We start from the raw sequence: 25,876 nt of genomic DNA, 5'->3' as shown, positions 1-25,876 counted from the left end.
CGATGGCCATCGAACTCGGACAGCGGCGCACGCGCTCCAGCGACATGCGCGACGGCGCGCCGCTGCGGCGCGGCTGGACCACCGGCGCCTGCGCGACGGCCGCCACCAAGGCCGCCCTGACGGCGCTCCTTGCCGGCGACTTTCCCGATCCCGTCGAGATCGTGCTGCCGAAGGGCGAGCACCCGGCCTTTCCGCTTGCCCGCACCGAGCGGTCGGAGAGCACGGCCTTCGCCGCGATCGTCAAGGATGCCGGCGACGATCCGGACGTCACGCATCTCGCCGAAATCGGTGCGCGGGTGCGCCTGGGACCGTCGGGGTCCGGCATCGTCTTTCGCGCCGGACCCGGCGTCGGCATGGTGACGCGGCCCGGCCTGCCGATCCCGCCCGGCGAGCCCGCGATCAATCCGGTGCCCCGCACCATGATGCAGACCGAGGTCGAGGCGCTCTGCGCCGCGCACGGCGTGCCGGCGGATGTCGAGATCGCGATCGAGGTGCGCGACGGCGAGCGGCTGGCGGAGAAGACGTGGAACGGGCGGCTCGGGATCGTGGGCGGCCTGTCGATCCTCGGCACGACCGGCATCGTCCACCCCTTCTCCTGCGCCGCCTGGATCCATTCGATCCATCGCGGGATCGACGTCGCGCGCGCCTCGGGCCTCGCCCATGTCGTCGGCGCCACGGGGTCGGCGAGCGAGGATGCCGTCCGCCGCCGTCATCCCGAACTGCCCGAGATCGCCTATCTCGACATGGGCGACTTTGCCGGCGGCCTCCTGAAGTATCTTCGGCGCCATCCCGTGCCACGCCTGACGCTGGCCGGCGGCTTCGCCAAGTTCACGAAGCTTGCGCAAGGGTCCCTCGATCTTCATTCCGGCCGCAGCCAGGTCGACCGCGCCTTCCTGCTCGGCCTTGCCGGCGACGCCGCCGCGCCGCTGCGAGCCGCGGTGCTCGGCGCCAACACGGCCAAGGAAGCGCTGGACCTCACGGCCGCGCACGGGATCGATCTGGCCGCGCCCGTCGCCGATCTCGCGCGTACCGTTGCAAGCCAGGCGCTCGGCGACGCGCCCGTCATCGTCGAGGTGTTGGTGACGGATCGGGCTGGCCGCGTGATCGCCCATGCCGGCTGACCGGCGCATCCTGATCCTCGGCGGCACGGCGGAGGCGACGCGTCTGGCGGAGCAAAGCCGCCAAGACGTCGCGCCGCAGCGCCTCGTCCTGTCGCTCGCGGGGCGCACGCTCGCGCCCGACCGGCCCGAGGGGGTCGAGACGCGGATCGGCGGCTTCGGCGGCGCCGCGGGGCTGGCCGACTGGCTCGCGACTGAGCGCATCACCCATCTCGTCGACGCGACCCATCCCTTCGCGCCCGGCATCTCGCGCAACGCGGCCGCGGCGGCTGCGGCGGCTGGTGTCGCTCGTCTTACGCTCCACCGTCCCGGTTGGGAGGAGACGGCCGGCGATCGCTGGCAGTGCGTCGACTGCCTCGGTGCGGCGCGCGACGCCTTGCCCGAGGGCGCCCGGCCGTTCCTGGCGCTCGGCCGCCAGCATATCGCACCCTTCCGCCATCGCGCGGACCTTCGCATCGCCCTTCGCATGGTGGACCCGCCGGAGGATCTGCCGTTCGCCGCCGACGTCGTCCTCGGCAAGCCCGGAGACCGCGGGTCCGAGATCGCGCTGTTCGAGCGCCTCGGCGTCAGCCATCTCGTCTGCCGAAACTCGGGCGGCGCGGCGTCCTACGCCAAGATCGAGGCGGCGCGCTTGTTGGGTCTTCCCGTCATCCTGATCGACCGCCCCGCCCCGCCGCCGCCGCCGGTGGTCGGGAGCGTCGAGGCGGCGCTGGCCTGGCTAGCCGGCTGACTTCGCCACCTTGGGGCGGAGGATATGGGGATGGGAGGCGTCGTAGAGCTTGGAATCGACGAACCCCTCGGCGCCGAGCGCCCGCCCGACCAGCACGAGCGCGGTGCGGGTCAGCTTCGCCTCGCGCACCCGGCGCGCGACGGTCGAGAGCGTCGCGTGAATGAACGCCTCGTCCGGCCAGCCGACGCGATAGGCGACCACCACCGGGCAGTCCGGCCCGTAGGCCGGCAGGGGCGAGAGCTCGCGCTCGATATGGGCGAGGTTGCGGATCGACAGGTGGATCGCGAGCGTCGCGCCGCTCCGCCCCAGCGTCGCCAAGTCCTCGCCCACCGGCATGGCCGAGGATTTCATCGCCGTCCGCGTGACGATGACGCTCTGGCAGACCTCCGGGATCGTCAGTTCCTGCCGGAGCGCCGCCGCCGCCGCCGCAAAGGCCGGCACGCCAGGCGTCACGTCGTAGGGAATGCCGAGCGCATCGAGGCGGCGCATCTGCTCGGCCGTCGCGCCGTAGATCGACGGGTCGCCCGAATGGACGCGCGCGACGTCGAGGCCGGCCTCGTGGGCGGCCCGCATCTCGGTGACGATCTCGTCGAGATGCATCGGCGCCGTGTCGAGGACGCGCGCGCCGGACGGCGCGGCCTTCACGATCTCCTCGGGCACCAGCGAGCCGGCATAGAGGCAGACGGGGCAGCGCTCGATGAGGCGCAGGCCGCGCACGGTGATGAGATCAGGCGCGCCGGGACCGGCGCCGATGAAATGGACTGTCACGATCCGATCCCCGATCCGGCCTTGGCGGCGTAGCCGCGCGGCGTATAGGCGTAGGTGCGCCCCTCGCCGCTGACGAAGGCGCGCGTGTTGGTGGAGCCGACGACGACGACGGTGAGCATGTCCACCGCCTCGACGTCGAGATGCCGGAGTTCGACGATGCGCACGCTCTCGCCCTCGCGCCCGAGATTGGTGGCGAGCACGACCGGCGTTTCCGGCGGCCGGTGGGCGAGCAGCACGTCGCGGGCATAGGCGAGCTGGGTGCGGCGGCGCTTCGAGACGGGGTTGTAGAAGGCGATCACGAAGTCGCCCTCGGCCGCCGCCTCGACCCGACGCTGGATGTCCTCCCACGGCGTCAGGAGGTCGGACAGCGAGATCGTGCAGAAGTCGTGGCCGAGCGGCGCGCCGGCACGGGCCGCCGCCGCCTGGAGCGCGGAGATGCCGGGCGACACCGCGATCGCGACGCGGCGCGCCGCATCCGACACATCGCCCCGGTCGATCAGCTCGAACACCAGCGTCGCCATCGCGTAGATGCCGGCGTCGCCTGAACAGACCAGCGCGACGTCGCGGCCCTCGGCCGCGAGTTCCAGCGCGAAGCGCACGCGCGCTTCCTCCGCGCCGAGGTCGAAGTCGTGGCGGCGTTTGCCGGCTGCCAGCGGCCCGAGGAGGTCGAGGTAGAGCGAATAGCCGACGAGATCGGTGGCGCGGCCGACCATGGCCGAGACCTCGGGCGAGCGCCACGCCGCCCCGCCCGGCCCGATGCCGACGACGAAGAGCCGTCCCCGCGCGCGGCCGATGGCCTCGGCGTCGACCGGGCGGGGGCTGCGGGTAAGGGCCGCCGTCGCGCGTGCGGATTTCCGCTTCGGCACCACCAGTTCGCCGGCTTGCCCGACCCCGGCCAGCGCCGCCCCCTCGGATACGCCATGGCAACCGGTCTCGCGGAACACGACGTCGGAGGGATGGCAGAGCCGCGGCGTCTCGGCCTCCAGCGTCGCGGCATCGAAAAAGCGGGCGGGCACCCCGAAGCGGGCCGCCACGGCATGGACGGCGGGCTCGTCGGCCTTGAGGTCGAGCGAGGCGACGGCGGCGAGCGACAGGGGGCTGAGGCCGGCGGCGGCCATCACGCTCTCCGCCAGCGCCACCGCCTCCTCGGACGGCGCGCCGCGCTCGGCGCCGATGCCGAGCACCAGCGTCTTCGGCCGGTAGAGGAGTTCGAGCGGGCGCGGCGCGCGGGCCTCGTCGGAGACCGACAGCGTCACGCGTCCGTCGTCCGACAGCGGGATCGACGAGCGCTCCAGCCAGTCGGCCACACCCTCGATCCAGGCGTGCTCGCCGGCCAGAAGCTCCGCCATGACCGCCTTCGCATCGCCGGCGTTCTCGAGGACCCAGCCGGCCGGCGGATCGTCCAGCGCGATGCCGAAGCGCAGATCCCCCGCAGTCGTGATCGCCGGGGCGACCCGAAGCACGGCGGCGATGCGGCGGGCCAGATCGTTGGCGCCGTGATGGCCGCCGAGAAGCGGCACCACGGCCGATCCGTCCTCGGCGACGCACAGGACCGGCGGCTCCGCGCCCTTGTCGGCAAGACGGGGCGCGAGGATGCGGATCAGCGCGCCCGAGGCCATCAGGGCGACGATGGGGCGCCCTTCGGAGAAGAGCGCGCGAATGTGGTCGCCTGCCCCCGCGAAGGCGACGTCGCCGCCCGGCACCCGCTCCCCGGCATGCACCTCGCCACCGAGCGCATCGGCGATCCGGCGGGCAAGCGGCAGGGCGGCGGGACCGAGGCAGAGGATCGCGGGCGCATTCATCGAGGCTGGGGTCCGTTCAGGGCGTCTAGGATCGCCGGCTCTGCGCCCTTGTAGAGAAGGATCATCGCGAAATAGGGGGCCGTCTCGCCGGTCTCGCCGAGCGGCAGTACGCGCTCGCCGGCCTGCCCGATCCGCTCGGCATAGGTCGCTCGACCGGCAAGGCCCATGCCCTCGATCAGCGCCTTGACGCGCGCGAAGTGGCGGCCGAGCTTCAGGATCGCGACACTGTCGGCCGCTGCGATCGCCGGCAGCAGGGCCTCGTCGGCCAGCGTCGCGGGCAGGACGGCGAAGCGGTCGCCGCGCGCGCACAACGGACGCCGGGTGCGCGCCGCCGCCGCCATCACCGAGGAGACACCCGGCACGACCTCGGTGGGATAGCGATGCCCGAGGCGCGCGAAGAGCTGGAGGAAGGAGCCGTAGAAGAACGGGTCGCCCTCGCAGAGCACCGCGACGTCGTGGCCCGCGTCAAGCTCGGCGGCGATCCGTGGTGCGGCGAGGTCGTAGGCGCCCTGCCCCGGCGCGCGCTCCGTCGACATGCAAAGCTCGATCGCGATCTCGCGCTGCGCAGGGCCGAGATGCGGCTCGGCAATCGAGCGTGCGAGGCTCGCGCTCCCCTCGGACAGCGGATAGGCAATGACTGACGCCTCACGCAGGATGCGCGTGGCCTTCAGCGTCAGGAGTTCCGGATCGCCGGGTCCGAGACCGACGCCGAAGAGACGGCCGCTCACGAAGCCCCCTGCTTGGTGATGTGCCAATGCGTCACCGGCATCGACGCGCGCCAGCCGCGATAGGGGCCGACCGGCTCGGCCATCGCCACCGAAACGCGCAGGAGTTCGCCGCCGTGCACCTCATGGAGGGCGAGAAGGATCGCCTCCGATTCCAGCGTCACGGCATGGGCGACCAGCCGCCCGCCGGGCTTCAGGGCCCCGAAGGCGGCCGGAAACAGGCCGTCAGTGAGGCCACCGCCGAGGAACACGGCATCGGGTGCGGGAAGGCCCTCCAGGGCAGCCGGCGCGCGCCCGTCCACAATGTCGAGGCCGGAGGGGGCGAGACGCGCGGCGTTCTCGGCGATCATCGCGCGGCGCGCCTCGACCGGCTCGATCGCGAGCGCCCGTCCGCCGGGGGCCGCGCGCAGCCACTCGACCGAGATCGAGCCGCAGCCGGCCCCGACATCCCACAGGAGCTGGCCCGGCATCGGTTCGAGCGCGGCGAGCGCCAGTGCGCGCAGCGTGCGCTTGGTCATCTTGCCGTCGTGCCGGAACGCGTCGTCGGCAAGGCCGGGCACACGCGAATAGGTCCGCACGCCCTCCTCGACGCGGCATTCGAGGCCGATCGTGTTCAGCGCGGCGACCTCGTCGAGATCGAACGTGCCGGCCACCGAAGAGCGCACGCGTTCGCCCGACCCGCCGAGGTGTTCGAGGACGTGGAGCCGGCTACGCCCGAACCCGAGCTCACAGAGCCGAGCCGCGAGCAGGGCCGGCGTCGAACCATCCTCCGACAGGAGAAGGAGGCGGGCACCGTCGGAAAGCTCGGCGAGCACACTTTCGATCGGCCGCCCATGCACCGAGAGGCAGCGCACCTCCTCCAGCGACCAGCCGAGCCGCGTGGCGGCGAGCGAAAAGGCGGACGGAGCGGGCAGGACGGCGAATTCGCCGGCATCGAGGATCGTGCGCAGCCAGCGCGCCGGTCCGAACCACGAGGGATCGCCGGTCGCCAGTACCACCGCCGGCCGGCCTCGCGCGGCGAGGATGTCGGCCGCCGTGTCGGCAAAGGGCGAGCGCCACGCCCGTCGCTCGGCCGGGTGGTGGGCGGCGAGCATCGCGAGATGCCGCGTGCCGCCGAAGACGATCTCAGCCTGCGCAAGCCGGTGCGCGGCGTCGGGCGAGAGCGTGTCGAGCCCGCCGTCACCGACCCCGATCACATGGAGCCAGGCCGTCATGCCGGCGCGCCTGCGAGGCCGGCGGCCAGCGCGTTGACGGCGGCGGCGGCCATCGCGCTGCCGCCGCGCCGACCGGTGAGCGTCGCGAAGGGAATGTTCCGCGGGTTTGCGGCGAGTTCCGCCTTGGATTCGGCGGCGCCGACGAAGCCGACGGGAAAGCCGAGGATGACGGCCGGGCGCGGCGCGCCTTCGTCGAGCCGCTCGAGGAGGCGGAACAGGGCGGTCGGGGCGTTGCCGATGGCGACCACGGCGCCTTCGAGATCGTCGTCCCACCAGTCGACCTGCGCGGCGGAGCGGGTGGTGGAAAGACGGCGGGCGCGCTCCGGCACGCCCGCCTCGTTCAGTCGGCACAGCACCCGGTTGCCGGCCGGCAGGCGGGCCCGGATCACGCCGTGCGCCACCATCTCGGCATCGATGAGGATCGGCGCCCCGGCTTGCAAGGCCGCCCGTCCCGCCTCGACGACGCCCGCCGAGACGACGAGGTCGCCGATCGCGTCCACCATGCCGCAGGCATGCGCGATGCGGATCGCAAGGTCATGCGCATCCCCCGGCAGACGCGCCAGCGCCGTCGCGCCTTCCTCGCGGATGGTGCGAAAGCTCGCGTCGTAGATCGCGGCGGGGTCGCGGAGATAGGCGGGCACGGACATCGCCGGCTCAGCGCCCCTTCAGCGTGCGCGGGCCCAGCGGGTGATCGGCGTGCGGATAGGGATGATGGGTGTGGGCATGGCCGTGATCGTGGCCATGCGCGTGCGCATGATCGTGGTGGTGGTGGTGCCCGCCGCCATGATGATGGTGACCGTGGTCGTGCGAATGGTCGTGACCGTGGTGGTGCTCATGACCATGGTCGTGATCATGAGGATGGTCGTGGCCGTGCGCCGCCGGGCCCGTACCGATGCCCTCGACGTGATGGTGGTGGCTTTCCTGCGGCAGGCCGACCTCGGCCTCGAACCCCAGCACCTGCTCGCGATACTTGCACATCTGGCAGTTCATCAGGTTCGTACCCTGGAGGATCTCCTCCAGCCGGTCGACGAAGGTCTCGACCACGAGATCGTGCGCGCCGAGATACTTCGCCTTGAGGAAGCGGATGTCCGGATGGGCGGCGGCCACGCGGTCCGTCGCATCGAAGATGCGGTCGACGAGGATGCCCGTGAACAGGAAGTAGGGGAACACCACGACGCGCCGGTAGCCGAGCCGCGCGACATGCGTCAGGCCCGGCTCGACCAGCGGAAAGGTGACGCCGGAATAGGCCGTCTCGCCCCAGCCGAAGCCGAGGCCCTCCCACAGGAGACGCATGACCTTGGCGACGTTGGAATTGGCGTCGGGATCGGACGCCCCGCGCCCGACCACCACCAGCATCGTGTCGTGCAGCGGCTCGCCGTCGCGCCAGCCGTCCGCGCGCAGCGCCTCGCGGATCCGCTCGCCTGCCGCCCGGATCATCTTCGGGTCGATGCCGAGCTCGCGCCCGTAGGTGACCGTGACGTCGTTCTGCGCGGCGTAGGTGTTGAGGACGGAGGGAATGTCGTTCTTGGCATGCCCGGCCGCGAACAGCATGCCGGGCAGCGCCAGGATATCGGTCGCACCCTTGGCCTTCAGCCGGTCGAGGCCGTCGCGGATGATCGGGGTCGCGAATTCGAGATAGCCGTAGTCGACGCTCCAGTCCGGCAGGCGGCGGGCCATCTTCTCGGCAAGGCCGCGGAACTCGTCCACCGCGCCCCGGTCGCGGCTGCCGTGGCCGCACAGCATCAAGGCCTTCATGGTCGTCCTCCGTCGTCGTGTCGCGCCGGAGGAGGCGCCGCGCCAGACGCGCGACGAATCGATCCGCCGGTTTCCGCGTCGGCCCCCGGATTGGGTCGGCCGCCCGTGAAATCATGTGTGAGAGCCCCGTTCGAGGCACCGTCAGGCCCCGGCTTCATGACGGACGGCGACCGCTTCGTCAAATCGCGTCCGTTTTCCCTTGGCCGGAGGCGCCACCCGCCTTAAGGCCATCCGGCCCGCCCGCGAAAGCCGCCGCCATGCCCTTCGACGAAACCTTCCTGCTTCTGGTCCTTGCCGCCTTCGGCGCGGGACTGATCGACGCGATCGCGGGCGGCGGGGGTCTGATCACGGTGCCGGCGCTGCTCCTCGGCGGGCTCGACCCGCTCTCGGCGCTCGGCACCAACAAGCTCCAGTCGCTGTTCGGCTCGGCCTCGGCGACGATTTCCTACGCGCGGCGCGGCCACGTGAAGCTTGGGCCTTTGCTGCCTGCGGCGGGCCTCTCCTTTGCCGGCGCCTGCCTCGGCGCGCTTCTGGCGACGGCCCTGCCGCTCGACCTCCTGCGCCGGCTCCTCCCCTTCCTTCTCATCGCCATCGCGATCTACTTCGCGGTGAAGCCCGGCCTCACCGACATCGATCGCGAACGGCGCATCTCGCCGCGCACCTTCGCCCTCGTCTTCGTGCCGCTGATCGGCGCCTATGACGGGCTGTTCGGGCCCGGCACCGGCTCGTTCTTCATGCTCGCCTTCGTGTCGCTCGCCGGCTACGGCGTCCTCAAGGCGACGGCGCACACCAAGCTCCTGAACTTCGCCTCGAACGTCGGGGGCTTTGCCGTATTCGCCCTCGTCGGCACCATCCACTGGAAGCTCGGGCTCGCGATGGGGATCGCGCAGTTCCTCGGCGCGCGCGTCGGCGCCGGCGTCGCCATGCGCTTCGGCGCCGGCCTGATCCGCCCGCTCCTGGTGCTGGTCTGCATCGCGCTCGCGGTGCGGCTCCTCTGGTCGTGAGCGGCGCCCGCGTCCCGGCCCTGATGCTGCAGGGCACGGGGTCGGACGTCGGGAAAAGCGTCCTCGTCGCCGGCCTCTGCCGGCTGTTCGCGAACCGGGGCCTCGCGGTGCGGCCCTTCAAGCCGCAGAACATGAGCAACAACGCCGCCGTCGCCTGGAACGACCAAGCCGGCGAATGGGGCGAGATCGGCCGGGCGCAGGCCCTCCAGGCCACGGCCTGCCGCGTCGCGCCGAGCGTCCACATGAACCCGGTGCTCCTCAAGCCGCAGTCGGAGACCGGCTCGCAGGTCGTAGTGCAGGGCCGCGTCGCCGGCACGGCACGCGGGCGCGACTACCAAGCGCTGAAGGCGACCTTCCTGCCGGCCGTCCTCGACAGCTTCGCCCGTATCTCGCAGGGCGCCGACCTCGTCGTCGTCGAGGGCGCGGGCTCGCCGGCCGAGATCAACCTGCGGGTCGGCGACATCGCCAACATGGGCTTCGCGCGCGCCGCCGGCGTTCCGGTCGTCCTCGTCGGCGACATCGACCGGGGCGGCGTGATCGCCTCCTTGGTCGGCACGCACGCGATCCTCCCGCCCGCCGACCGCGCGCCGATCCACGGCTTCCTGATCAACAAGTTCCGGGGCGACGTCTCGCTCTTCGACGAGGGGCTTGCGGCCGTCACCCGGTTCACCAACTGGCCGAGCCTCGGGGTCGTGCCCTGGCTGCCGGAGACGGCGCGCCTGCCGGCGGAAGATTCCGTGGCGCTCGATCGGCGCGCGGCGCCCGAGCCCCGTCCGGGCGATCTCGTCGTCGCCGTGCCGCGCCTGCCGCATATCGCCAACTTCGACGATCTCGATCCGCTGGCGGCGACGCCCGGCGTCTGCGTGCGCCTCGTCCGGCCGGGCGAGTCCTGGCCGCGCGAGGCCGGACTGGTGCTGCTGCCGGGCTCCAAGGCGACGATCGCCGATCTTACGGCCCTGCGCGCAGAAGGCTGGGATCGCGCGATCCTCGACCACCACGCACGCGGCGGCCGGGTGCTGGGGCTCTGCGGCGGCTACCAGATGCTGGGTCGGCGGATCAACGACCCCCACGGCATCGAGGGCGAAGCGGGCGAGACGGCGGGTCTCGGTCTTCTCGACATCGAGACGCGCCTTCTCGGACCCAAGACCCTCGCTCAGGTCAAGGCCCTCGCGATGGACGGGACAGCGTTCCCCGCCTACGAGATCCACATGGGCCGGAGCGAGGGGCCGGACCGCTTGCGGCCCTTCGCCATCGTCGCGGGCCGCCCGGAAGGCGCTGCGAGTGCCGACGGGCGGGTGACAGGCACCTATCTCCACGGCCTCTTCACCGGGGACCGCTGGCGCGAGACCTGGCTCTCGACGCTTGGGGTGGCGCCCGGCGGACGCTCGCACGCGGGCGAGATCGAGGCGGCGCTCGATGCCATCGCCGCCCGGCTCGAGACCTCGCTTGACATCGCAGCGCTGGAACGGATCGCCCGCGCGCGCTGATCGGCCGCGCGCAAGATGTCGTTTCCGTAATTGGCAATCCATCTCGAAGCGTTCCAACATCGAGAGGACGCAACGGGGACACCGCTTCATGGCCAAATCGACCCTCGCCGATTCGCGATTCGGATACGGCCTCGTGTCGCGCACGCTGCACTGGACGATGGCGCTCCTCTTCGTCTGGCAGTTCGTGACGGTGTTCCTCTCGGCGGTCGCCGAGGACACGGCGATCGAGCGCTTTTTCTGGGGCACGCACTATTCCGTCGGCTTCACGCTCTGGGTGCTCGTGCTCCTGCGCGGCGCCTGGGGCCTGTCGCAGCTGAAGCAGCGCCCCCCGCACGAGGGCCCGCCGCTTCTCCAGCGCGCGGCGACGCTCGGCCACCTCGTGCTCTATCTCTTGATGGTGATCGTGCCCTCGCTCGCCATCCTGCGCGCCGCGAACAACGGGCGGGGCTTGCGGGTCTACGGCATCGAACTCGTGGCGCCCGGCGGCGAGGCGAATCCGGCGCTGACCGCGCCCGCCAACCTCCTGCACGGCTTCCTCGGCTGGACGCTCTTCGTGCTCATCGCCGGCCACATCGCCATGGCGCTCTGGCACGGGCTCGTGCGGCGCGACGCGACGCTGCGCCACATGACGCGCGGCCCCGAGCGGGGTCCGCGCTCGCTGCGCTCGGTCTGAACGCCGATCAGTCCTCGGTCGCAAAATCCTTGAAGCGGCCGGCCCAGTCCTTGTGCCAGCGCGACAGTGGCGGGCGGTTCTCGACGATGTCGCCGGCCGCCCAGCGGATGCGTTTCTCGTCGGTGCGCCGGTCCGTCTCGCCGTCCGGGCACAGGATGTAGAAGTCGCCCGCCTCCAGCCGGTCCATCATGAAGTCGATCGTCTGGTCGGGCGTCCAGGCGCCCTCAGGCTTCTCGGTGCGCCCCCTGGCGGTCAGCCCGGTGAACACGAAGCCGGGTATGAGGAGCGCGGCCTCCACCTGATGCCCCGCCGTCTCGCGCAACTCGTGCTGCAGCGCCTCGGTGAACACCTTCACGCCCGCCTTCGACACGTTGTAGGCGGGATCGCCCGGCGGCGTCGTGATGCCCTGCTTGGAGCCGGTGTTGACGATCAGCGCCGGCTCGCCATGCGCCATCATGGCCGGGCCGAAGATCCGCGTGCCGTTGATGACGCCGCCGAGGTTGATCGACAGCACGGCGTCCCAGTTGGCCTGGGTCCCGAAAATCGACGAGCCCGGCTGGATGCCGGCATTGTTCATCAGGACATGCACCTTGCCGAGACGTTCGGCGATGTGATCGGCCGTCTTTTGCAGACCGGCGCGATCGCTCACGTCGCAGGCCGCCGCCACGATCCGCGTCTCGTCGCCGTCGGCGAGCGCGACGAGCTCTTCGTGCGCGCTCGTCAGGTCCTCCATCCGCCGGTCCACCACCGCGACCTTGAGGCCGGCCTTGGCGAAGCGGCGCGCGGCCGCCAGCCCGATCCCCCCCGCGCCCCCGATCACGACGGCGGTGTGGAGCGGAGCGATGGCGGGATGGTGCATGGGTCGGGCCTTCCGGCAGTGGCGTTCGGGCAAGAGATAGCCGAGCGGGCGGAGGATGGAAGGCCGACGGGTTTGTGTGTGGCGGTGAGGATTGGTGCGCGTCTATGACGGAGAACACGGTGACTCAAGCGTGGTTTCCTGCTGGTCCGTTTCCAAATGGCATATGCATCGAAGAGGACATAGCCGGAAGACTGGCGACGACCTTTTGTAGACGATTGAACCCCTTTGCCAGCCAGACGTTTCGCATGATGGAACACACTAGCATCCACGTGCGTCGCGCCGATCACGTCGGCTTCGCGGTCGCCTCCCTCGACGAGTCTCTTCGGTTCTGGGTCGACGGGCTTGGCGCGCAACTCGTGCGAACCGGCGAGATGGGGGGCGAGTTCCTCGGCCAAGTGACGGGAGCGCATGGGGCACAGGTTCGCATGGCGATCATCTCGCTGGCGGGTCAGACGATCGAGCTCTTGGAATATCGAGGTCTGAATCGCTCAACTGTGCTGGCCAAGCCGTTCGACCCGGGCTTTGCGCATCTGGCCCTCGTGGTCGATGACATCGACGCGATTCTGGCGCGGATCGCCACCTACGGCTGGAAGGCGCAAGGCATTCCGCAGCCGATCGCAAGCGGTGCGCGGGCTGGAACGCGCGTGATCTATGTTGTTGGCCCAGACGGCGCGACGATCGAGTTCATGCAGCCGCCAGCCTCCGTCCAAGATTTGTGATGCCGCCGGGAAAGATCGCTTGCCGCACTGATCCGATGTCGACGGGGGCACGGCAAACAACCGCTTTAGAGAAGCCTCGACGGCAGTTCGGGCGACCGGGTTGGGCCGAAGCTGCCCATCGCACAGCACGCCCCGGCTTGCTTCGCGCCAATCCCACCTCAACGTCTCGCCCCTCTTGCGCCTCTTCGATTGACTGGAACCCCGCTTCGTCTATCCTCGCGCGCGGATGGTCCTGCCCCGCAACTCGCGCGGGCAGGCTAAGAGGGAATGCGAAGGGCCGACTTAAACCAAGGGCCCGTATCGCAGCCGACCCCGCGACTGTAGAACGGCGAGGTGCCTCCGCCGGCAGGGTTCTGCCGGAAACGCCACTGGACGGGACCGTCCGGGAAGGCAGGGGGACGACCGGTGACCCGTGAGCCAGGAGACCTGCCATCCGTCTCGAGGCGGCCATTCCGGCCGCTGTCACGGAGGTTGAACACCATGACGTCGTCCACGACGAGCACCGCTCGAAGCCCCGCCCTGTCCGCGCGCCTGCCGGCCGCGCTTCTCGCCTTCGCCGCCGGCGCGCTCCTCCTCTGGGGGGCCGGATTTGCCGGCGCCGACGCGCTGCACGACACGGCGCACGACGCGCGCCATGCCATGGGCCTGCCCTGCCACTAGAGGCTCCTCGCCTCGATCCATCGATCGCATCCGCTCGCCTGACCGGCGGCGGAGGCCTCGTCCTATGGCACGGCCGCGCCGCGCGTCGCTTCGCAGCGACCCGCCGGCCGGAAGGGGAAGTCCCATGCTCGTTCGCTATTTTCTCGCCGCGCTTCTTGCCGGCATTCTCGCCGGCGTCGTCATCACGCCGCTCCAGCACCTCAAGACGACGCCACTGATTCTGGCGGCCGAAACCTACGAGGGCGGCGGCACGGAGCATGACCACGCGGCCTCGTCGCTCCGCCTGGTCACACCGGCCCAGGCCCACAGTGGAGCAACGCACGAGGAGAGCGGCGATGTCGCCCGCCTCGGTGGGACGCTCGTGGCCAACGTCGTCATCGGCGCGGCCTTCTCGCTCCTGATTCTGGCGGCGAGCCTCGGCCTTGACCGGCCGGTGACGCTTCGCAACGGCGCCGTCTGGGGTCTGGCCGGGTTTGCGGCCGTCACGCTTGCTCCGGCGCTCGGCCTGCCGCCCGAGCTTCCCGCCATGCCCGCGGCCGATCTTGCGGCGCGTCAGGCGTGGTGGCTCGCGACGGTCGCGCTGACGGCGGGCGGCCTGTGGCTCCTCGTGTCGCGCCGCTCGAGCGCGGCGATTCTTGGCGGGCTCGCGCTGCTTCTCCTGCCGCACCTCGTCGGCGCGCCGCATCCGGCCGATCTTGCAAGCCCCGTGCCGGCGGCGCTCGCCGCCGAGTTCGCCGTCGCATCGCTCAGTCTGTCGGCCTCCCTGTGGGCCATGACGGGCGCTCTGCTCGGCCTTGGGCTCGATCGGGCCCGGCGCGCCGTCGCCGTTCCGGCATGAGCCTTCATTTCGTCCTCGGCGGGGCGCGCTCGGGCAAGAGCGCGCTGGCCGAGGACATGGTCCTCGGCAGCGGCCTCCACCCCCTCTATCTCGCGACGGGCCGTGCGTTCGACGCCGAGATGCGGGCGCGGATCCAAGAGCACCGCGAGCGTCGCCCGCCCCCGTGGGAGACGATCGAGGAGCCGCTGGCGCTCGCCGAGACCCTCAACCGAGAGGCGCGCGACGACCGGGCCATCCTCGTCGACTGCCTCACCCTCTGGCTCACCAACCTGATGCTGGAGGACGGCGACATTCCCGCCGCCTCGGATGCGCTGGCCGAGGCGCTGCGCACGCCGCTTCCCGGCCTCGTCGTGATCGTCTCCAACGAGGTCGGCCTTTCCATCGTCCCGGACAACCGGATGGCGCGCGAGTTTCGCGACCATGCCGGCCGGCTCCACCAACGCGTCGCGGCCCTCGCCGACGCGGTGACCTTCGTCGCCGCCGGCCTGCCGCTCAAGCTCAAGGGCTGATCCCATGCAGAAGATTCCCGCCACCGTGATCACCGGTTTCCTCGGGGCCGGCAAGACGACGCTGATCCGCAACCTCCTTCAGAACGCCGAGGGCCGGCGCATCGCGCTGATCATCAACGAGTTCGGCGACCTCGGCGTCGACGGCGACATCCTGAAGGGCTGCGACGCCCGGACCTGCCGCGAGGAGGACGTCGTGGAACTCACCAACGGCTGCATCTGCTGCACCGTCGCCGACGACTTCATCCCGACGATGGAAACGCTCCTGGAGCGCGCCGACCGGCTCGACCACATCGTGATCGAGACCTCGGGCCTCGCCCTGCCCCAGCCGCTGGTGGCCGCCTTCAACTGGCCCGAGGTCAAGGCGCGCGTCACCGTCGACGGCGTCGTCACCGTGATCGACGCGGCGGCCGTCGCCGCCGGGCGCTTCGCCGACGACGAGGCCAAGGTCCAGGCCGCGCGCGAGGCCGACGAGAGCCTCGACCACGACAATCCGCTGGAGGAGCTCTTCGAGGACCAGATCCGCGCCGCCGACCTCCTCGTCCTCAACAAGGCCGATCTCGTGGATGCCGCGGCTCTGGCCGCCGTCCGCGCGAAGGTCGAGGCGGAAGCCGGCCGCAAGCTCGCCGTCGTGACCGCCGAGAACGGGCGCCTGCCCGCCGACATCCTCCTTGGCCTCAAGGCCGGCACGGAGGATCTCATCGCCGACCGCCGCTCGCACCACGAGATCCACCATGCCGACGGCCATAGCCACGATCACGAGGACTTCGAGAGCATCGTCGCGGAGGGTGGGGAATATGTCTCCGTCGAGGCGCTGACGGCGGGTCTGACGAGCGTCATCGCGCGGCACGACGTCCTGCGCCTCAAGGGCTTCGCCGCGATCCGGGGCAAGCCGATGCGCCTTGTCGTTCAAGCCGTCGGCGGCCGGATCGAGACCTATTTCGACCGGCCCTTCTCAGCCGGCGAGGCGCGCGTCTCGCGCTTCGTCGTGATCGGCCTCCACGACGCGATCGAGGACGGCGAGGCGGCGATCCGCGAGGGCATCGCGGCGCTGGCCGAGGCGCCGGCCGCGGCGGCCGAGTAGCTTGCACCTTCTCAGCCTCCAGCGCGGGACGATCCAGGACGGGCGCGAGGCGGTGGACCTCGGGCAGACGCCGGGGCGCGTCATCGTCCTGTCGGCGGCCGACACCGAGCTCGCCGCGCTGGCGTTTGCCGCCGACCGGCTGGCGCTGGACGGGGCGGTGCTTCGCCTTGCCAACCTTCTGCGCCTCGCGCACCCGATGTCGGTGGACACGCATGTCGGGGCGCTCGCGCCGCATGTGCGCCTCGTGGTGATCCGGCTTCTTGGCGGCGCGGCCTATTGGCGGCACGGCTGCGAGGCCTGGAGCGCGGCGGCGCGGCGCCATGGCTTTGCGCTCTGCGTGCTGCCGGGCGACGACCGACCCGACCCCGGTCTCGACGCCTATTCGACGCTGGCGGAGCCCGAGCGCGAGCGGCTCTGGGCCTACCTGCGCGAGGGCGGAGCCGCCAATGCCGATGCCTTTCTGCGGGCGTGCCTTGCGCTCGCCGACGGGCTTGTGCCGGACGAGGCGCCGGCCCGCCCGATCCTCAAAGCCGGGCGACTGGAGCGCCCGCGCGCGCCCGCGCCGGTCGCCGCGCGGCCGCTCGCCGCCGTCGTCTTCTACCGCGCCCTCATCCAGAGCGGGCAGACGGAGACGGTGGAGGCGCTCGCCGAGGCGCTGGAGGCTCAAGGGTTCGACGTCTTGGCCGCCTATGTCTCCGGCCTCAAGGACCCCGTCAGCGCGGAGACGCTACGCGCGCTCTTCGCGCCGCGCGCGCCGGACGTCGTGATCAATCTCACAGGGTTCGCCACCTCCGCCCCCGGCCGCCCCTTCGCGGCGACCGTGCTGGACGAAGGCGGTGCAGTCGTCCTGCAGGGGGTCCTTGCCGGCACCACGCGGGCAGCCTGGGACGCGTCGTCGCAAGGGCTCTCGGCGCGCGATCTCGCCATGAACGTCGCCCTGCCGGAGGTCGATGGCCGGGTGCTCGCGCGCGCCCTCGCCTTCAAGTCGGCCGGCGACTGGCATGAGCGCACGCAGAGCGACATCGTCGCCCATCGCCCCGAGCCCGGCCGCATCGCCTTCGCGGCGGCGCTCGCTGCGCGCTGGGCGGCGCTGCGGCGGACGCCGGCGCCTGAGCGCCGGATCGCCATCCTTCTCGCCAACTATCCCAACCGGGACGGGCGGATCGGCAACGGCGTCGGGCTCGACACCCCGGCCGGCACGATCGAGGTTCTCCGCGCGATGCAGGCGGCAGGCTACCGGACCGGCCCCCTGCCGGACGACGGCAACGCGCTGATCGCCCATCTCCAGGCGGGACCGACCAATGCCGGACGCGACGCGCGTGAGATCCGCGAGACGCTGCCGCTCGCCGACTACCGCCGCGTCTTCGACGCCCTGCCGGCCGCGGCCCGCACGGCGATGGCCGAGCGCTGGGGCGCGCCGGAGAACGATCCGTTCTTCGACGCCGCCCACGGCTTCGCCCTGCCGCTTGCCCGGTTCGGGGAGGTCATCGTCGGCGTCCAGCCGGCGCGCGGCTACAACATCGACCCGAAGGAGACCTATCACGCGCCGGACCTCGCGCCGCCGCACGGGTATCTCGCCACCTACGCTTACCTCAGCGAGACGTTCGGCGCGCAGGCGATCGTGCACATGGGCAAGCACGGCAATCTCGAATGGCTGCCCGGCAAGGCGCTGGCGCTCTCGGACGCCTGCTTCCCCGAGGCCGTGCTCGGCCCCCTGCCCCATCTCTATCCGTTCATCGTCAACGACCCCGGCGAGGGGACGCAGGCCAAGCGCCGCTCCGCTGCCGTGATCGTCGACCACCTCACCCCGCCGCTGACGCGCGCCGAAAGCCATGGGCCCGCGCGCGACCTCGAACGCCTCGTGGACGAATATTACGAGGCGGCGCAGGGCGACCCCCGCCGCACCGCGCTCCTGAAGCGGCAAATCGTCGAGATGCTCGGAGAAACCGGGCTCGGGCGCGACGCCGGCCTCCACGTCGACGAGGTGGACGACGCGGCGCTCGAACGGCTCGACGCCTGGCTCTGCGACCTGAAGGAGATGCAGATCCGCGACGGGCTGCACGTCTTCGGGCGCGCTCCGGACGGCCGGCTCCTCGACGATCTCGCGGTCGCGCTCGCGCGCCTGCCGCGCGGCGACCGGGAGGGGGACGCCTCGCTCCTGCGGGCGCTTGGGCGAGACTGCGGTCTCGACGGGTTCGATCCGCTGGACTGCGCGATGGGCGCGCCCTGGGACGGCCCATGTCCCGCCGCTCTCCAGCGGCAAACCGCCGAGCCCTGGCGGACCGCGGGCGACACGGTGGAGCGGCTGGAACTCCTGTCCTCGCGCCTCGTCGCGGGAACGGAGGTTCCTGAACAAGGCTGGGAGGCCACCCCAGCCGTTCTCTCCGAGATCGCGACACGCCTGAAACCGGCGATCGCCGCCTGCGGCGAGGCGGAGATCGGAGGGCTACTCGCCGGTCTCGACGGCCGCTTCGTGCCCCCCGGCCCCTCCGGCGCGCCGACGCGCGGGCGTCCGGACGTTCTGCCGACGGGCCGCAACTTCTTCTCCGTCGACACCCGCGCCGTGCCGACGGAGGCGGCCTGGGCCCTTGGCCGCAAGTCCGCCGAGCTTCTCGTCACGCGCCACCTGCAGGACCACGGCGACTGGCTGCGCACGGCGGGCCTCACCTGCTGGGGCACCGCCAACATGCGCACCGGCGGCGACGACATCGCGCAAGGCTTCGCCCTGATCGGCGCCAAGCCGACCTGGGACCGCGCGTCGGGGCGCGTCACCGGCTTCGAGATCCTGCCGCCGGCCGTCCTCGGCCGACCGCGCGTCGACGTGACGCTGCGCGTCTCCGGCTTCTTCCGCGACGCCTTTCCCGACCAGATCGCCCTCTTCGACCGCGCCTGCCGCGCGGTCGGCGCGCTGGAGGAGGACGAAGACGACAATCCGATCGCCGCCCGCATGGCGCGGGAAGCGCGCGCGCTGGAACGCGAAGGGCTCGAGCCCGGCGAGGCTCGGCGGCAGGCCGGCTACCGCGTCTTCGGCTCGAAACCCGGTGCCTACGGCGCAGGCCTCCAGGCGCTGATCGACGAGGGCGGCTGGCAGACGCGCAGTGACCTTGCGGAGTCCTTTCTCGTCTGGGGCGCCTATGCCTATGGCGCGGATGCGGAGGGCATGCCCGAGCGCGCCGCCTTCGAGACGCGGCTTGGGATGATCGAGGCGGTGATCCAGAACCAGGACAATCGCGAGCACGACCTTCTGGATTCGGACGATTACTACCAGTTCGAAGGCGGAATGAGCGCCGCCGTCGAGCACCTGTCGGGCCGGGCGCCCGCGGCCTACCACACCGACCACTCGCGCCCGGAGCGCCCAGTGATCCGCACCCTCGACGAGGAGATCGCGCGCGTCGTGCGGGCGCGCGTCGTCAATCCGAAGTGGATCGCCGGCGTCATGCGCCACGGCTACAAGGGCGCCTTCGAGATGGCGGCGACGGTGGACTATCTCTTCGCCTTCGCCGCCACCACGAACGCGGTGGCCGACCGGCACTTCGACCTCGTCCACGCCGCCTATCTCGAGGACGAGACGGTCGCGGCCTTCCTCGAAGCCAACAATCCGGCGGCAATGGCCGAGATGCGGGCGCGCTTCCGGGAAGCCATCGCGCGCGGCCTCTGGCGTCCGCGCTCCAACTCGGCACAATTCACCCTCGCAACGGAGGATCACCATTCATGAGCGAGAAATCCCCGCTCCTTGCCGCGATGACCGAGGAGGAACTTGACGCGCGCCACGCCGAGAAGATGAAGAAGAAGAAGGCGGCGCGTGACAAGATCCTTGCGACGAAGACGCAGGAAAAGGGACTCGTGATCGTCCACACCGGCAAGGGCAAGGGCAAGTCGACCGCCGCCTTCGGCCTCGTCTTCCGCGCCCTCGGCAACGGGATGAAGGTCGGCATCGTCCAGTTCGTGAAGGGCAAGTGGGAGACCGGCGAGCGTCAGGCGCTGGAGCGTTTCCCCGGCGAGGTGACGATCACCGCGATGGGCGACGGCTTCACCTGGGAGACGCAGGACCGCCAGCGCGACATCGCCGCGGCGCGCCAGGCCTGGGACCGCGCCAAGGCGATGATCGCGGACGATGAGCATCAGATGGTGGTGCTCGACGAGCTCAACATCGTCCTGCGCTACGAATACATTCCGGTCGAGGAGGTCGTAGACTTCCTGCGCGACCACAAGCCCGAGATGAAGCACGTCGTCATTACGGGCCGCAACGCGCGCGACGAACTCATCGAGTTCGCCGACCTCGTCACCGAAATGGAGATGGTCAAGCATCCCTTCCGCTCCGGCATCAAGGCGCAGCGCGGCATCGAGTTCTGACGCGTCAGCCGTGCAGCTTCAGCGCCGGTCCCTTGGCCGGCGACAGCATGTCGGCGAAGATCGCGACCGTCCCGCGCAGGCGCCCCAGCACCTTCCACTGGTGCTGGCGCTGCAGGGCGTTGTAGGCCGCAGTCGCGAACTGGCCGTGGATCAGGAAGTCGTCGCCGTGGCCGGAGCCGATGCGCCCCACCGTTCCGGCGCGGCCGAGCTGCACGAGCCGCCCGCGGTCGCGATACTCGAAGGGCTCGACCGGCTGGCCCTGGAGAAGCAGCGGGATGGTCTCGGCGAGGTAGTCGGCCTGCTGCGAGGCGACCTGTGCGGTCGGCGGCAGCGGCTTCTCGCTGCCCTTCGGCACCATGCTCGCTGCATCGCCCATCACGTAGATCCGCTCATCCACCGTGGCACGCAAGGTACGGTCGACCCGGATGCGGCCCTTGTCGTCGAGTTCGAAGTCGGCAAGCCGCTTCAGGACCGGTTGCCCGATGAGGCCCGCCGCCCAGACCGCGACGTCGGCCGGCCAGCGCTCGCCCGAGACCGAGCGCACGGCGTTGGACTCAATCGCCGCGACCTTGGCGTCGGTCACCGTCTTCACGTCGAGGTCCTTCAGGCGCTCGACGAGCTTGGCGCGCAGGGCGTCGTCGATGCCGGGCATGATGACATCGGCGGATTCGAGGATGGTGATGCCGAGCAGCCGCTCGGCCTTCGCCTTGCCGCCGCGAAGAAGAAAGCCGGTCTCCGAGTTGCGAAGATGCGCGGCAAGTTCGGTGCCCGTCGCGCCGGAGCCGACGATCACAACCTCGGCCGGCATGCCGCTCGCCCGCGCCCGGATCATCACGCCGGCAAAGCGCGTGCGGAAGTCTTCCGCATCTTCGGGGCGGTCGAGGCGCACGGCGTTCTCGGCGACGCCCTCCGTGCCGAAGTCGGGCGTGACGCCGCCGAGCGCCACCACCAGGAGATCGTAGGCGAGGAAGCGCGCAGGCGCGAGTTCGCGCCCCTCCTCGTCGTGCATCGGCGCGAGCTCGACCCGGCCGCCGCCGCGGTCGACGGCCCGCACCTCGCCCTGTTCGAAATGGAAGCCGCGCATGCGCGCCAGCATGTAGAAGGAAATCTCGGCAAGCGTCGACGAGACGGTGCCGGCGGCGAACTCGTGGAGCCGCGGCTTCCAGAGGTGGGTCATCTCGCGATCGACCAGCGTCACCTCGACGCCGTCCCTGCCCGCCAGTTGCGAGGCGAGTTCCAGACCGCCCGCGCCGCCGCCCAGGATCAGCACCCGCCGTCCCGTCGCCCGATCCACCATGCCCGTTCCTCGTCCGTTGCGTTCCGCAACGCGAAGACCTGCGGGGCTAGATGGTTCCCATCAGCCCCGTGATACCGATCACGATCAGGTAGATCGCGACGATGTAGTTCAGGAGGCGCGGCATCAAGAGGATCAGGACGCCGGCAATCAGCGCCCCGATCGGCTGGATCGTGATGATATCCATGGTCGTCTCCGAAAGCCTTGGGGTCAGCCCATGTACCAGCCGTGGCTGGCGGTGATCGACTGGCCGGTGAGCGCGGCCGAGCGGAAGCCGGCGAGGAAGACGGCGAGCGCCGCGACGTCTTCCAGCGTCGTGAACTCACCGTCCACGGTGCGCCCGAGCATCACGTTCTTGACGACCTCCTCCTCGGAAATGCCGAGGTCGCGCGCCTGCTCGGGAATCTGCTTCTCGACGAGGGGCGTGCGCACGAAGCCGGGGCAGATGACGTTGGAGCGCACGCCGTGCTTGCCGCCCTCCTTCGCCATCGTGCGGGCGAGGCCGAGGATGCCGTGCTTGGCGGCGACATAGGCGCTTTTGAGCGCCGAGGCCTCGTGGCTGTGCACCGAGCCCATGTAGATCAGCGCACCGCGCTTCTTCGGATACATGTGCCGCACGGCCGCCTTGGTGAGCAGGAACGAGCCGCCGAGGTGGATGTCCACCACGCGTCGGAACTCCTCGTAGGGGAACTCCTCGATCGGGTGGACGATCTGGATCCCGGCATTGGCCACCATCGCGTCGAGACGCCCGAAGCGCTCGGCGATCCGGTCGACGCCGGCGTTCACCATCGCCTCGTCGGTGACGTCCATCGTCACCGCCAGAGCCGTCCCGCCCGCCGCCTCGATCTCGGCCGCGACCTTCTGCGCGCCGTCCGCGGCGATGTCGGCGATGCCGACGCTCGCGCCCTCGCGCGCAAAGGCCAGCGCGATCGCCCGGCCGATGCCCGACCCTGCGCCCGTGACCACCGCGACCTGTCCCTGAAGCTGCATGACGCCCGTCCCCTGCCGGCTCTCGATGCCGCAGATGATAGAAGCCCCGGAGCCGGCGAACAGCCCCGCCGTCCTCGCCAAACGACGCCTCGATACTCGCGCGCCCGCCGTTCGCGCTTTATAAGCGCCGCAACATGGCGCTCGGACAGGGAACGGTTTCGATGGCAGCGACGAGGATCGACGGCAAGGCGGTGGCCGAGGACGTGCTGGCGAAGGTCAAGCAGGCGGCCGCCGACCTCGAATCGCGCAGGGGCGTAAAGCCGGGGCTCGCCGTGGTGCTGGTCGGCGAAGACCCCGCGAGCCAGGTCTATGTTGGCTCCAAGGGGCGCATGGCGCGGGAATGCGGCTTCCACTCCGTCACCCACACGCTGCCCGCCGACGTGCCGCAGGCCGACCTCCTTGCCCTGATCGACCGGCTGAACGCCGATCCCGCCATCCACGGCATCCTTCAGCAGCTGCCGCTGCCCAAGGGCCTCGACGCCGACGCCGTCGTCGGTCGCATCCATCCGGACAAGGACGTCGACGGCCTCACTGTCGTCAATGCCGGGCGTCTCGCGTCGGGCCTCGCCCGTGAGGCCTTCGTGCCCTGCACGCCCGCCGGCTGCATGGTGATGCTGCGCCGGGTGCTGGGCGACGACCTGTCGGGCCGGCGCGCCGTCGTCGTCGGCCGCTCCAACCTCGTCGGCAAGCCGATGGCGCAGCTACTCCTTCTCGCCAACGCCACCGTCACCGTCGCCCACTCCCGCACGAAGGACCTGCCCGCCCTTTGCCGTGAGGCCGACATCCTCGTCGCCGCGATCGGCCGCCCGCAGGCGCTCGGCCCCGACTGCATCAAGCCGGGCGCCGTCGTCATCGACGTCGGCATCAACCGGATCGACGCGCCCGAGCGCGGCGAAGGCAAGACCCGCCTCGTCGGCGACGTCGCCTTCGAGCCCGCAAGCCAGATCGCCTCGGCCATCACCCCCGTTCCCGGCGGCGTCGGCCCGATGACCATCGCCATGCTCATGGCCAACACCGTCACCGCCGCCTACCGCGCGGCCGGCGAGACGCCGCCGACGTTCTGAGGGGCGCGGCCGGGGATCGGCGGGGCTGCTGCCCCGGTCCCCGCTCGGGAATGAATTCCCGAACCCTTCTTTTCATTTGACGATCTTTCCAAAGACGAAGGGGCCGCTGGCCCCCTTCGTCTTTGGACACTCTTCGAATGAGGAGGGGTCCAGGGGACATCATGTCCCCTGGCGGGGTGCAGGGGCGGCGCCCCTGCCCATCCCCTCGCCGCGCCCTCAGGCGTCCTTGGTGCTCTCGTCCGGCACGCCGAGCTTGCTGTCGACGCCAGCGGTGGGAGCCGCGCCCTTGGGGCCGCCCTTCGACACGCCGACGAGGGCGGGGCGGAGGACGCGCTCGCCGATGGCGTAGCCTTCCTGGACGACCTGCACCACGGTATTAGCGGGCAGGTCCGGGTTCGGGACCTCGAACATCGCCTGGTGGAAGTTCGGATCGAAGCGCTGGTTGAGCGGCTCGAGCTTCTTCACGCCGTGGCGCTCCATGGCCGACAGCATGGAGCGGCCGGTCATCTCGACGCCCTCGACGAGCGCGGTGAAGCCGGCGTCGCCGCTCTCTCGCGCCCCGGCCGGCAGGGCCTGGATGGCGCGGTCGAGATTGTCCGACACCGAGAGCATGTCGCGGGCGAAGTTGGCGACCGCGAACTGGCGCGCGTCCTTGATCTCGCGCTCGGTGCGCCGGCGCAGGTTCTCCATGTCGGCGGCAAGGCGCAGCAGGCGGTCCTTGACGTCGGCATTCTCGGTCTCGAGTTCGGCGACGCGGGCGCGGTCGGCGTCAGTGGCGTGGTTGCCGCCCCAGGTCGGGACCGTATCGTCATCGCCCGTCGGCGTCTCGATGTGCGGCGCGTTCATGTCGCCGGCGGTCGCCCCGGCGCTGCCGCCGCCCTTGAAGAAGGCCTGTCCGCCCGTCGTCGCCGCCTCGCCCTGGCGTTCGCCTGCCGTCTTGTCGGTGTCGCTCGTCATCGAAGAGGGCGCTCCTTCGTCATGGGAAGATCGGGCCAGTTCCCGCCGTCGACGCGATGGGTCGACGGCCGTCGCGGCCGGGAATGGGTCGGTGCGGGATATCGAATGGGGCGGGCGGAAAATCAAGGCCGACGGGGCGGCGCGGTGCCCGAAAGAAGGCGCGAGACGAGCCGGGCGGTGTAGTCCACCATCGGCACGATGCGCCGATAGTTGAGGCGCGTCGGGCCGATCACGCCGACGGCGCCGATCACCCGGTCGTCGCCGTCGCTGTAGGGCGCGATCACCAGCGACGAGCCCGACATCGAGAACAGCTTGTTCTCCGACCCGATGAAGATGCGCACGCCGTTGCCGGCTTCGGCGAGATCGATGAGCTCCATGATCGAGCTCTTCGATTCGAGATCGTCGAAGAGGTGGCGCAGGCGTTCGAGGTCGGGGGCCGCGGTGACGCTGTCGAGAAGGTTGGCGCGACCGCGCACGATGAGGCGGGACGGCGTGCCCGCACCCTCGCCCGACCACACGGCGAGCCCCGCCTCGACGAGTTCCTGCGACAGGCGGTCGAGCGCGCGGGCGGTGTCGTCCTTCAAGGCGGCGATGCGGGCGCGCGCCTCACCGAGCGTGCGCCCGACGACATGTGCGTTGAGGAAATTGGCGGCTTCCACGAGCTGCGAGGCGGTGATGCCGGGCGTCAGTTCGAGGACGCGGTTCTCGACCTCGCCGTTTTCGCCGACGAGCACGACCAGCGCGCGCGTCGCATCGAGGCGCACGAACTCGATGTGCTTCAGCCGGATGTCGGCCTTGGAGGCCAGCACGATCCCCGCCCCGCGCGACAGGCCGGAAAGAAGCTGCGAGGCCTCGGTCAGAAGCGCGTCGACGGGACGACGCTCGCCTTCGGCCCGCACGCGCTCCTCGATCTCAAGGCGCTCGCGCTCCGGCAGGTCGCCGGTTTCGAGGAAGGCGTCGACGAAGAAGCGCAGGCCGATCTCGGTCGGCAGGCGTCCCGCCGAGACATGCGGCGCGTAGATCAGGCCGAGCGCCTCGAGGTCCGACATGACGTTGCGGATCGAGGCGGGCGAAAGCTGGTTGGTCAGGAGGCGCGACAGGTTGCGCGAGCCGACCGGCTCGCCCGATTCGAGATAGCTGTCGACGATCAGCCGAAAGATCTCGCGCGAGCGCTCGTCGAGCGCCTGCCCGAGGTCGAGGCGCCGATCCAGGGGATCACGCGGGAGGGAGAGCGAGGGGCCGAACTTCATGACGGTCCCGAATATATGGATCGGCG

25 protein-coding genes and 1 riboswitch are annotated in these 25,876 nt (G+C 70.9%); of the genes, 13 read left to right on the top strand and 12 right to left on the bottom strand.

The window, feature by feature from the left end:
• Positions 1-2: 2 nt before the first annotated feature.
• Positions 3-1,121 carry a cobalt-precorrin-5B (C(1))-methyltransferase gene (locus ACLNGM_RS07570; RefSeq protein ID WP_416357816.1) on the top strand — a complete coding sequence of 373 codons (1,119 nt, stop codon included), beginning with the start codon at positions 3-5 and terminating at the stop codon, positions 1,119-1,121.
• Positions 1,111-1,848 carry a cobalt-precorrin-6A reductase gene (locus tag ACLNGM_RS07565; protein ID WP_416357815.1) on the top strand — a complete coding sequence of 246 codons (738 nt, stop codon included), beginning with the start codon at positions 1,111-1,113 and terminating at the stop codon, positions 1,846-1,848. Before ACLNGM_RS07570 ends, ACLNGM_RS07565 begins: the two co-directional genes overlap by 11 nt.
• Here ACLNGM_RS07565 and cobM read toward each other — a convergent pair.
• The 6 genes from cobM to ACLNGM_RS07535 are packed head-to-tail and all read right to left on the bottom strand — an operon-like array spanning position 1,837 to position 8,112.
• Positions 1,837-2,616 carry a precorrin-4 C(11)-methyltransferase gene (gene cobM / locus ACLNGM_RS07560; protein ID WP_416357814.1) on the bottom strand — a complete coding sequence of 260 codons (780 nt, stop codon included), beginning with the start codon at positions 2,614-2,616 and terminating at the stop codon, positions 1,837-1,839. The two genes, ACLNGM_RS07565 and cobM, sit on opposite strands and share 12 nt — an antisense overlap.
• Positions 2,613-4,418: a precorrin-3B C(17)-methyltransferase gene (cobJ, locus tag ACLNGM_RS07555; RefSeq protein WP_416357813.1), complete on the bottom strand. Its 1,806-nt coding sequence runs from the start codon at positions 4,416-4,418 to the stop codon at positions 2,613-2,615. Before cobJ ends, cobM begins: the two co-directional genes overlap by 4 nt.
• Complete coding sequence (gene cobI / locus ACLNGM_RS07550) at positions 4,415-5,146, bottom strand: precorrin-2 C(20)-methyltransferase (RefSeq protein WP_416357812.1); 732 nt, start codon at positions 5,144-5,146, stop codon at positions 4,415-4,417. The genes cobJ and cobI overlap by 4 nt, the downstream gene beginning before the upstream one ends.
• Positions 5,143-6,357, bottom strand: coding sequence for a precorrin-6y C5,15-methyltransferase (decarboxylating) subunit CbiE (gene cbiE, locus ACLNGM_RS07545; RefSeq protein ID WP_416357811.1), 1,215 nt, complete (start codon positions 6,355-6,357; stop codon positions 5,143-5,145). The genes cobI and cbiE overlap by 4 nt, the downstream gene beginning before the upstream one ends.
• Complete coding sequence (locus ACLNGM_RS07540) at positions 6,354-6,998, bottom strand: precorrin-8X methylmutase (RefSeq protein ID WP_416357810.1); 645 nt, start codon at positions 6,996-6,998, stop codon at positions 6,354-6,356. Before ACLNGM_RS07540 ends, cbiE begins: the two co-directional genes overlap by 4 nt.
• Positions 6,999-7,011: 13 nt before the next feature.
• Positions 7,012-8,112 carry a sirohydrochlorin chelatase gene (locus tag ACLNGM_RS07535; protein WP_416357809.1) on the bottom strand — a complete coding sequence of 367 codons (1,101 nt, stop codon included), beginning with the start codon at positions 8,110-8,112 and terminating at the stop codon, positions 7,012-7,014.
• A 257-nt stretch (positions 8,113-8,369) separates the two neighbouring features.
• On the opposite strand from ACLNGM_RS07535, the gene ACLNGM_RS07530 reads away from it, so the two are divergent.
• The 3 genes from ACLNGM_RS07530 to ACLNGM_RS07520 all read left to right on the top strand — a co-directional run bounded on the left by ACLNGM_RS07530 (position 8,370) and on the right by ACLNGM_RS07520 (position 11,276).
• Positions 8,370-9,116 carry a TSUP family transporter gene (locus ACLNGM_RS07530; protein WP_416357808.1) on the top strand — a complete coding sequence of 249 codons (747 nt, stop codon included), beginning with the start codon at positions 8,370-8,372 and terminating at the stop codon, positions 9,114-9,116.
• 23 nt (positions 9,117-9,139) lie between these two features.
• On the top strand, positions 9,140-10,603 hold the full coding sequence (locus ACLNGM_RS07525; protein ID WP_416358407.1) for a cobyric acid synthase: 1,464 nt from the start codon (positions 9,140-9,142) through the stop codon (positions 10,601-10,603).
• Between the two features lie 88 nt (positions 10,604-10,691).
• On the top strand, positions 10,692-11,276 hold the full coding sequence (locus ACLNGM_RS07520) for a cytochrome b (protein ID WP_416357807.1): 585 nt from the start codon (positions 10,692-10,694) through the stop codon (positions 11,274-11,276).
• 7 nt (positions 11,277-11,283) lie between these two features.
• Here the strand turns inward: ACLNGM_RS07520 and ACLNGM_RS07515 are convergent, their stop codons facing one another.
• Entirely contained in the window at positions 11,284-12,135 is an 852-nt protein-coding gene (locus tag ACLNGM_RS07515; RefSeq protein ID WP_416357806.1) for an SDR family NAD(P)-dependent oxidoreductase, read from the bottom strand.
• 104 nt (positions 12,136-12,239) lie between these two features.
• Here ACLNGM_RS07515 and ACLNGM_RS07510 point away from each other — a divergent pair, with 104 nt between their 5' ends.
• From ACLNGM_RS07510 to cobO, 7 genes are all read left to right on the top strand, one after another.
• On the top strand, positions 12,240-12,854 hold the full coding sequence (locus ACLNGM_RS07510; RefSeq protein ID WP_416357805.1) for a VOC family protein: 615 nt from the start codon (positions 12,240-12,242) through the stop codon (positions 12,852-12,854).
• 210 nt (positions 12,855-13,064) lie between these two features.
• Positions 13,065-13,303: riboswitch (cobalamin riboswitch) on the top strand.
• Between the two features lie 31 nt (positions 13,304-13,334).
• A complete protein-coding gene (locus tag ACLNGM_RS07505; protein ID WP_416357804.1) occupies positions 13,335-13,514 on the top strand; it encodes a CbtB domain-containing protein in 180 nt (59 codons plus the stop codon).
• Between the two features lie 124 nt (positions 13,515-13,638).
• Positions 13,639-14,352 (top strand): CbtA family protein, encoded by a 714-nt coding sequence (locus tag ACLNGM_RS07500; protein ID WP_416357803.1) that lies wholly within the window; start codon positions 13,639-13,641, stop codon positions 14,350-14,352.
• Positions 14,349-14,861: a bifunctional adenosylcobinamide kinase/adenosylcobinamide-phosphate guanylyltransferase gene (cobU, locus tag ACLNGM_RS07495; protein ID WP_416357802.1), complete on the top strand. Its 513-nt coding sequence runs from the start codon at positions 14,349-14,351 to the stop codon at positions 14,859-14,861. The genes ACLNGM_RS07500 and cobU overlap by 4 nt, the downstream gene beginning before the upstream one ends.
• A 4-nt stretch (positions 14,862-14,865) precedes the next feature.
• The gene (gene cobW, locus ACLNGM_RS07490) at positions 14,866-15,942 is read left to right on the top strand and encodes a cobalamin biosynthesis protein CobW (protein ID WP_416357801.1); all 1,077 of its coding nucleotides are present in this window, start codon (positions 14,866-14,868) and stop codon (positions 15,940-15,942) included.
• A gap of 1 nt (position 15,943) precedes the next feature.
• Complete coding sequence (cobN, locus tag ACLNGM_RS07485) at positions 15,944-19,657, top strand: cobaltochelatase subunit CobN (protein ID WP_416357800.1); 3,714 nt, start codon at positions 15,944-15,946, stop codon at positions 19,655-19,657.
• Positions 19,654-20,295, top strand: a complete 642-nt coding sequence (gene cobO, locus ACLNGM_RS07480) for a cob(I)yrinic acid a,c-diamide adenosyltransferase (RefSeq protein WP_416357799.1) — start codon at positions 19,654-19,656, stop codon at positions 20,293-20,295. The genes cobN and cobO overlap by 4 nt, the downstream gene beginning before the upstream one ends.
• 4 nt (positions 20,296-20,299) lie before the next feature.
• On the opposite strand, the gene ACLNGM_RS07475 is transcribed toward cobO, so the two are convergent.
• From ACLNGM_RS07475 to ACLNGM_RS07465, 3 genes are read right to left on the bottom strand one after another with little or no spacing between them, the layout of a single operon-like run.
• Positions 20,300-21,592: an NAD(P)/FAD-dependent oxidoreductase gene (locus ACLNGM_RS07475; RefSeq protein ID WP_416357798.1), complete on the bottom strand. Its 1,293-nt coding sequence runs from the start codon at positions 21,590-21,592 to the stop codon at positions 20,300-20,302.
• A 46-nt stretch (positions 21,593-21,638) separates the two neighbouring features.
• On the bottom strand, positions 21,639-21,776 hold the full coding sequence (locus tag ACLNGM_RS07470; protein ID WP_090962125.1) for a DUF3096 domain-containing protein: 138 nt from the start codon (positions 21,774-21,776) through the stop codon (positions 21,639-21,641).
• Between the two features lie 23 nt (positions 21,777-21,799).
• The gene (locus ACLNGM_RS07465; protein WP_090962357.1) at positions 21,800-22,579 is read right to left on the bottom strand and encodes a 3-hydroxybutyrate dehydrogenase; all 780 of its coding nucleotides are present in this window, start codon (positions 22,577-22,579) and stop codon (positions 21,800-21,802) included.
• Between the two features lie 161 nt (positions 22,580-22,740).
• On the opposite strand from ACLNGM_RS07465, the gene folD reads away from it, so the two are divergent.
• On the top strand, positions 22,741-23,643 hold the full coding sequence (folD, locus tag ACLNGM_RS07460) for a bifunctional methylenetetrahydrofolate dehydrogenase/methenyltetrahydrofolate cyclohydrolase FolD (RefSeq protein ID WP_416357797.1): 903 nt from the start codon (positions 22,741-22,743) through the stop codon (positions 23,641-23,643).
• Positions 23,644-23,859: 216 nt separating this feature from the next.
• Here the strand turns inward: folD and grpE are convergent, their stop codons facing one another.
• Together grpE and hrcA are read right to left on the bottom strand one after the other, a co-directional pair.
• Complete coding sequence (grpE, locus tag ACLNGM_RS07455) at positions 23,860-24,600, bottom strand: nucleotide exchange factor GrpE (protein ID WP_416357796.1); 741 nt, start codon at positions 24,598-24,600, stop codon at positions 23,860-23,862.
• A 122-nt stretch (positions 24,601-24,722) separates the two neighbouring features.
• On the bottom strand, positions 24,723-25,850 hold the full coding sequence (gene hrcA, locus ACLNGM_RS07450; RefSeq protein ID WP_416357795.1) for a heat-inducible transcriptional repressor HrcA: 1,128 nt from the start codon (positions 25,848-25,850) through the stop codon (positions 24,723-24,725).
• Between the last annotated feature and the right edge of the window lie 26 nt (positions 25,851-25,876).

The sequence above is a fragment of the Aureimonas phyllosphaerae genome (assembly GCF_047943035.1).
Taxonomy (GTDB): Bacteria; Pseudomonadota; Alphaproteobacteria; order Rhizobiales; family Rhizobiaceae; genus Aureimonas; species Aureimonas phyllosphaerae.
The sequence above is the reverse complement of the archived record's forward strand: the minus strand, read 5'-3'. Positions and strand labels throughout refer to the sequence as shown.

Coding starts and splice junctions, on each gene's coding strand:
- ACLNGM_RS07500 (WP_416357803.1), top strand. CDS start 13,639: ATGCTCGTTCGCTATTTTCTCGCCGCGCTTCTTGCCGGCATTCTCGCC.
- hrcA (WP_416357795.1), bottom strand. CDS start 25,850: ATGAAGTTCGGCCCCTCGCTCTCCCTCCCGCGTGATCCCCTGGATCGG.
- cbiE (WP_416357811.1), bottom strand. CDS start 6,357: ATGACGGCCTGGCTCCATGTGATCGGGGTCGGTGACGGCGGGCTCGAC.
- cobW (WP_416357801.1), top strand. CDS start 14,866: ATGCAGAAGATTCCCGCCACCGTGATCACCGGTTTCCTCGGGGCCGGC.
- cobJ (WP_416357813.1), bottom strand. CDS start 4,418: ATGAATGCGCCCGCGATCCTCTGCCTCGGTCCCGCCGCCCTGCCGCTT.
- ACLNGM_RS07465 (WP_090962357.1), bottom strand. CDS start 22,579: ATGCAGCTTCAGGGACAGGTCGCGGTGGTCACGGGCGCAGGGTCGGGC.
- grpE (WP_416357796.1), bottom strand. CDS start 24,600: ATGACGAGCGACACCGACAAGACGGCAGGCGAACGCCAGGGCGAGGCG.
- ACLNGM_RS07530 (WP_416357808.1), top strand. CDS start 8,370: ATGCCCTTCGACGAAACCTTCCTGCTTCTGGTCCTTGCCGCCTTCGGC.
- ACLNGM_RS07510 (WP_416357805.1), top strand. CDS start 12,240: ATGACGGAGAACACGGTGACTCAAGCGTGGTTTCCTGCTGGTCCGTTT.
- ACLNGM_RS07570 (WP_416357816.1), top strand. CDS start 3: ATGGCCATCGAACTCGGACAGCGGCGCACGCGCTCCAGCGACATGCGC.
- ACLNGM_RS07515 (WP_416357806.1), bottom strand. CDS start 12,135: ATGCACCATCCCGCCATCGCTCCGCTCCACACCGCCGTCGTGATCGGG.
- ACLNGM_RS07525 (WP_416358407.1), top strand. CDS start 9,140: ATGCTGCAGGGCACGGGGTCGGACGTCGGGAAAAGCGTCCTCGTCGCC.
- cobO (WP_416357799.1), top strand. CDS start 19,654: ATGAGCGAGAAATCCCCGCTCCTTGCCGCGATGACCGAGGAGGAACTT.
- ACLNGM_RS07505 (WP_416357804.1), top strand. CDS start 13,335: ATGACGTCGTCCACGACGAGCACCGCTCGAAGCCCCGCCCTGTCCGCG.
- ACLNGM_RS07535 (WP_416357809.1), bottom strand. CDS start 8,112: ATGAAGGCCTTGATGCTGTGCGGCCACGGCAGCCGCGACCGGGGCGCG.
- ACLNGM_RS07520 (WP_416357807.1), top strand. CDS start 10,692: ATGGCCAAATCGACCCTCGCCGATTCGCGATTCGGATACGGCCTCGTG.
- ACLNGM_RS07475 (WP_416357798.1), bottom strand. CDS start 21,592: ATGGTGGATCGGGCGACGGGACGGCGGGTGCTGATCCTGGGCGGCGGC.
- ACLNGM_RS07470 (WP_090962125.1), bottom strand. CDS start 21,776: ATGGATATCATCACGATCCAGCCGATCGGGGCGCTGATTGCCGGCGTC.
- cobU (WP_416357802.1), top strand. CDS start 14,349: ATGAGCCTTCATTTCGTCCTCGGCGGGGCGCGCTCGGGCAAGAGCGCG.
- folD (WP_416357797.1), top strand. CDS start 22,741: ATGGCAGCGACGAGGATCGACGGCAAGGCGGTGGCCGAGGACGTGCTG.
- ACLNGM_RS07565 (WP_416357815.1), top strand. CDS start 1,111: ATGCCGGCTGACCGGCGCATCCTGATCCTCGGCGGCACGGCGGAGGCG.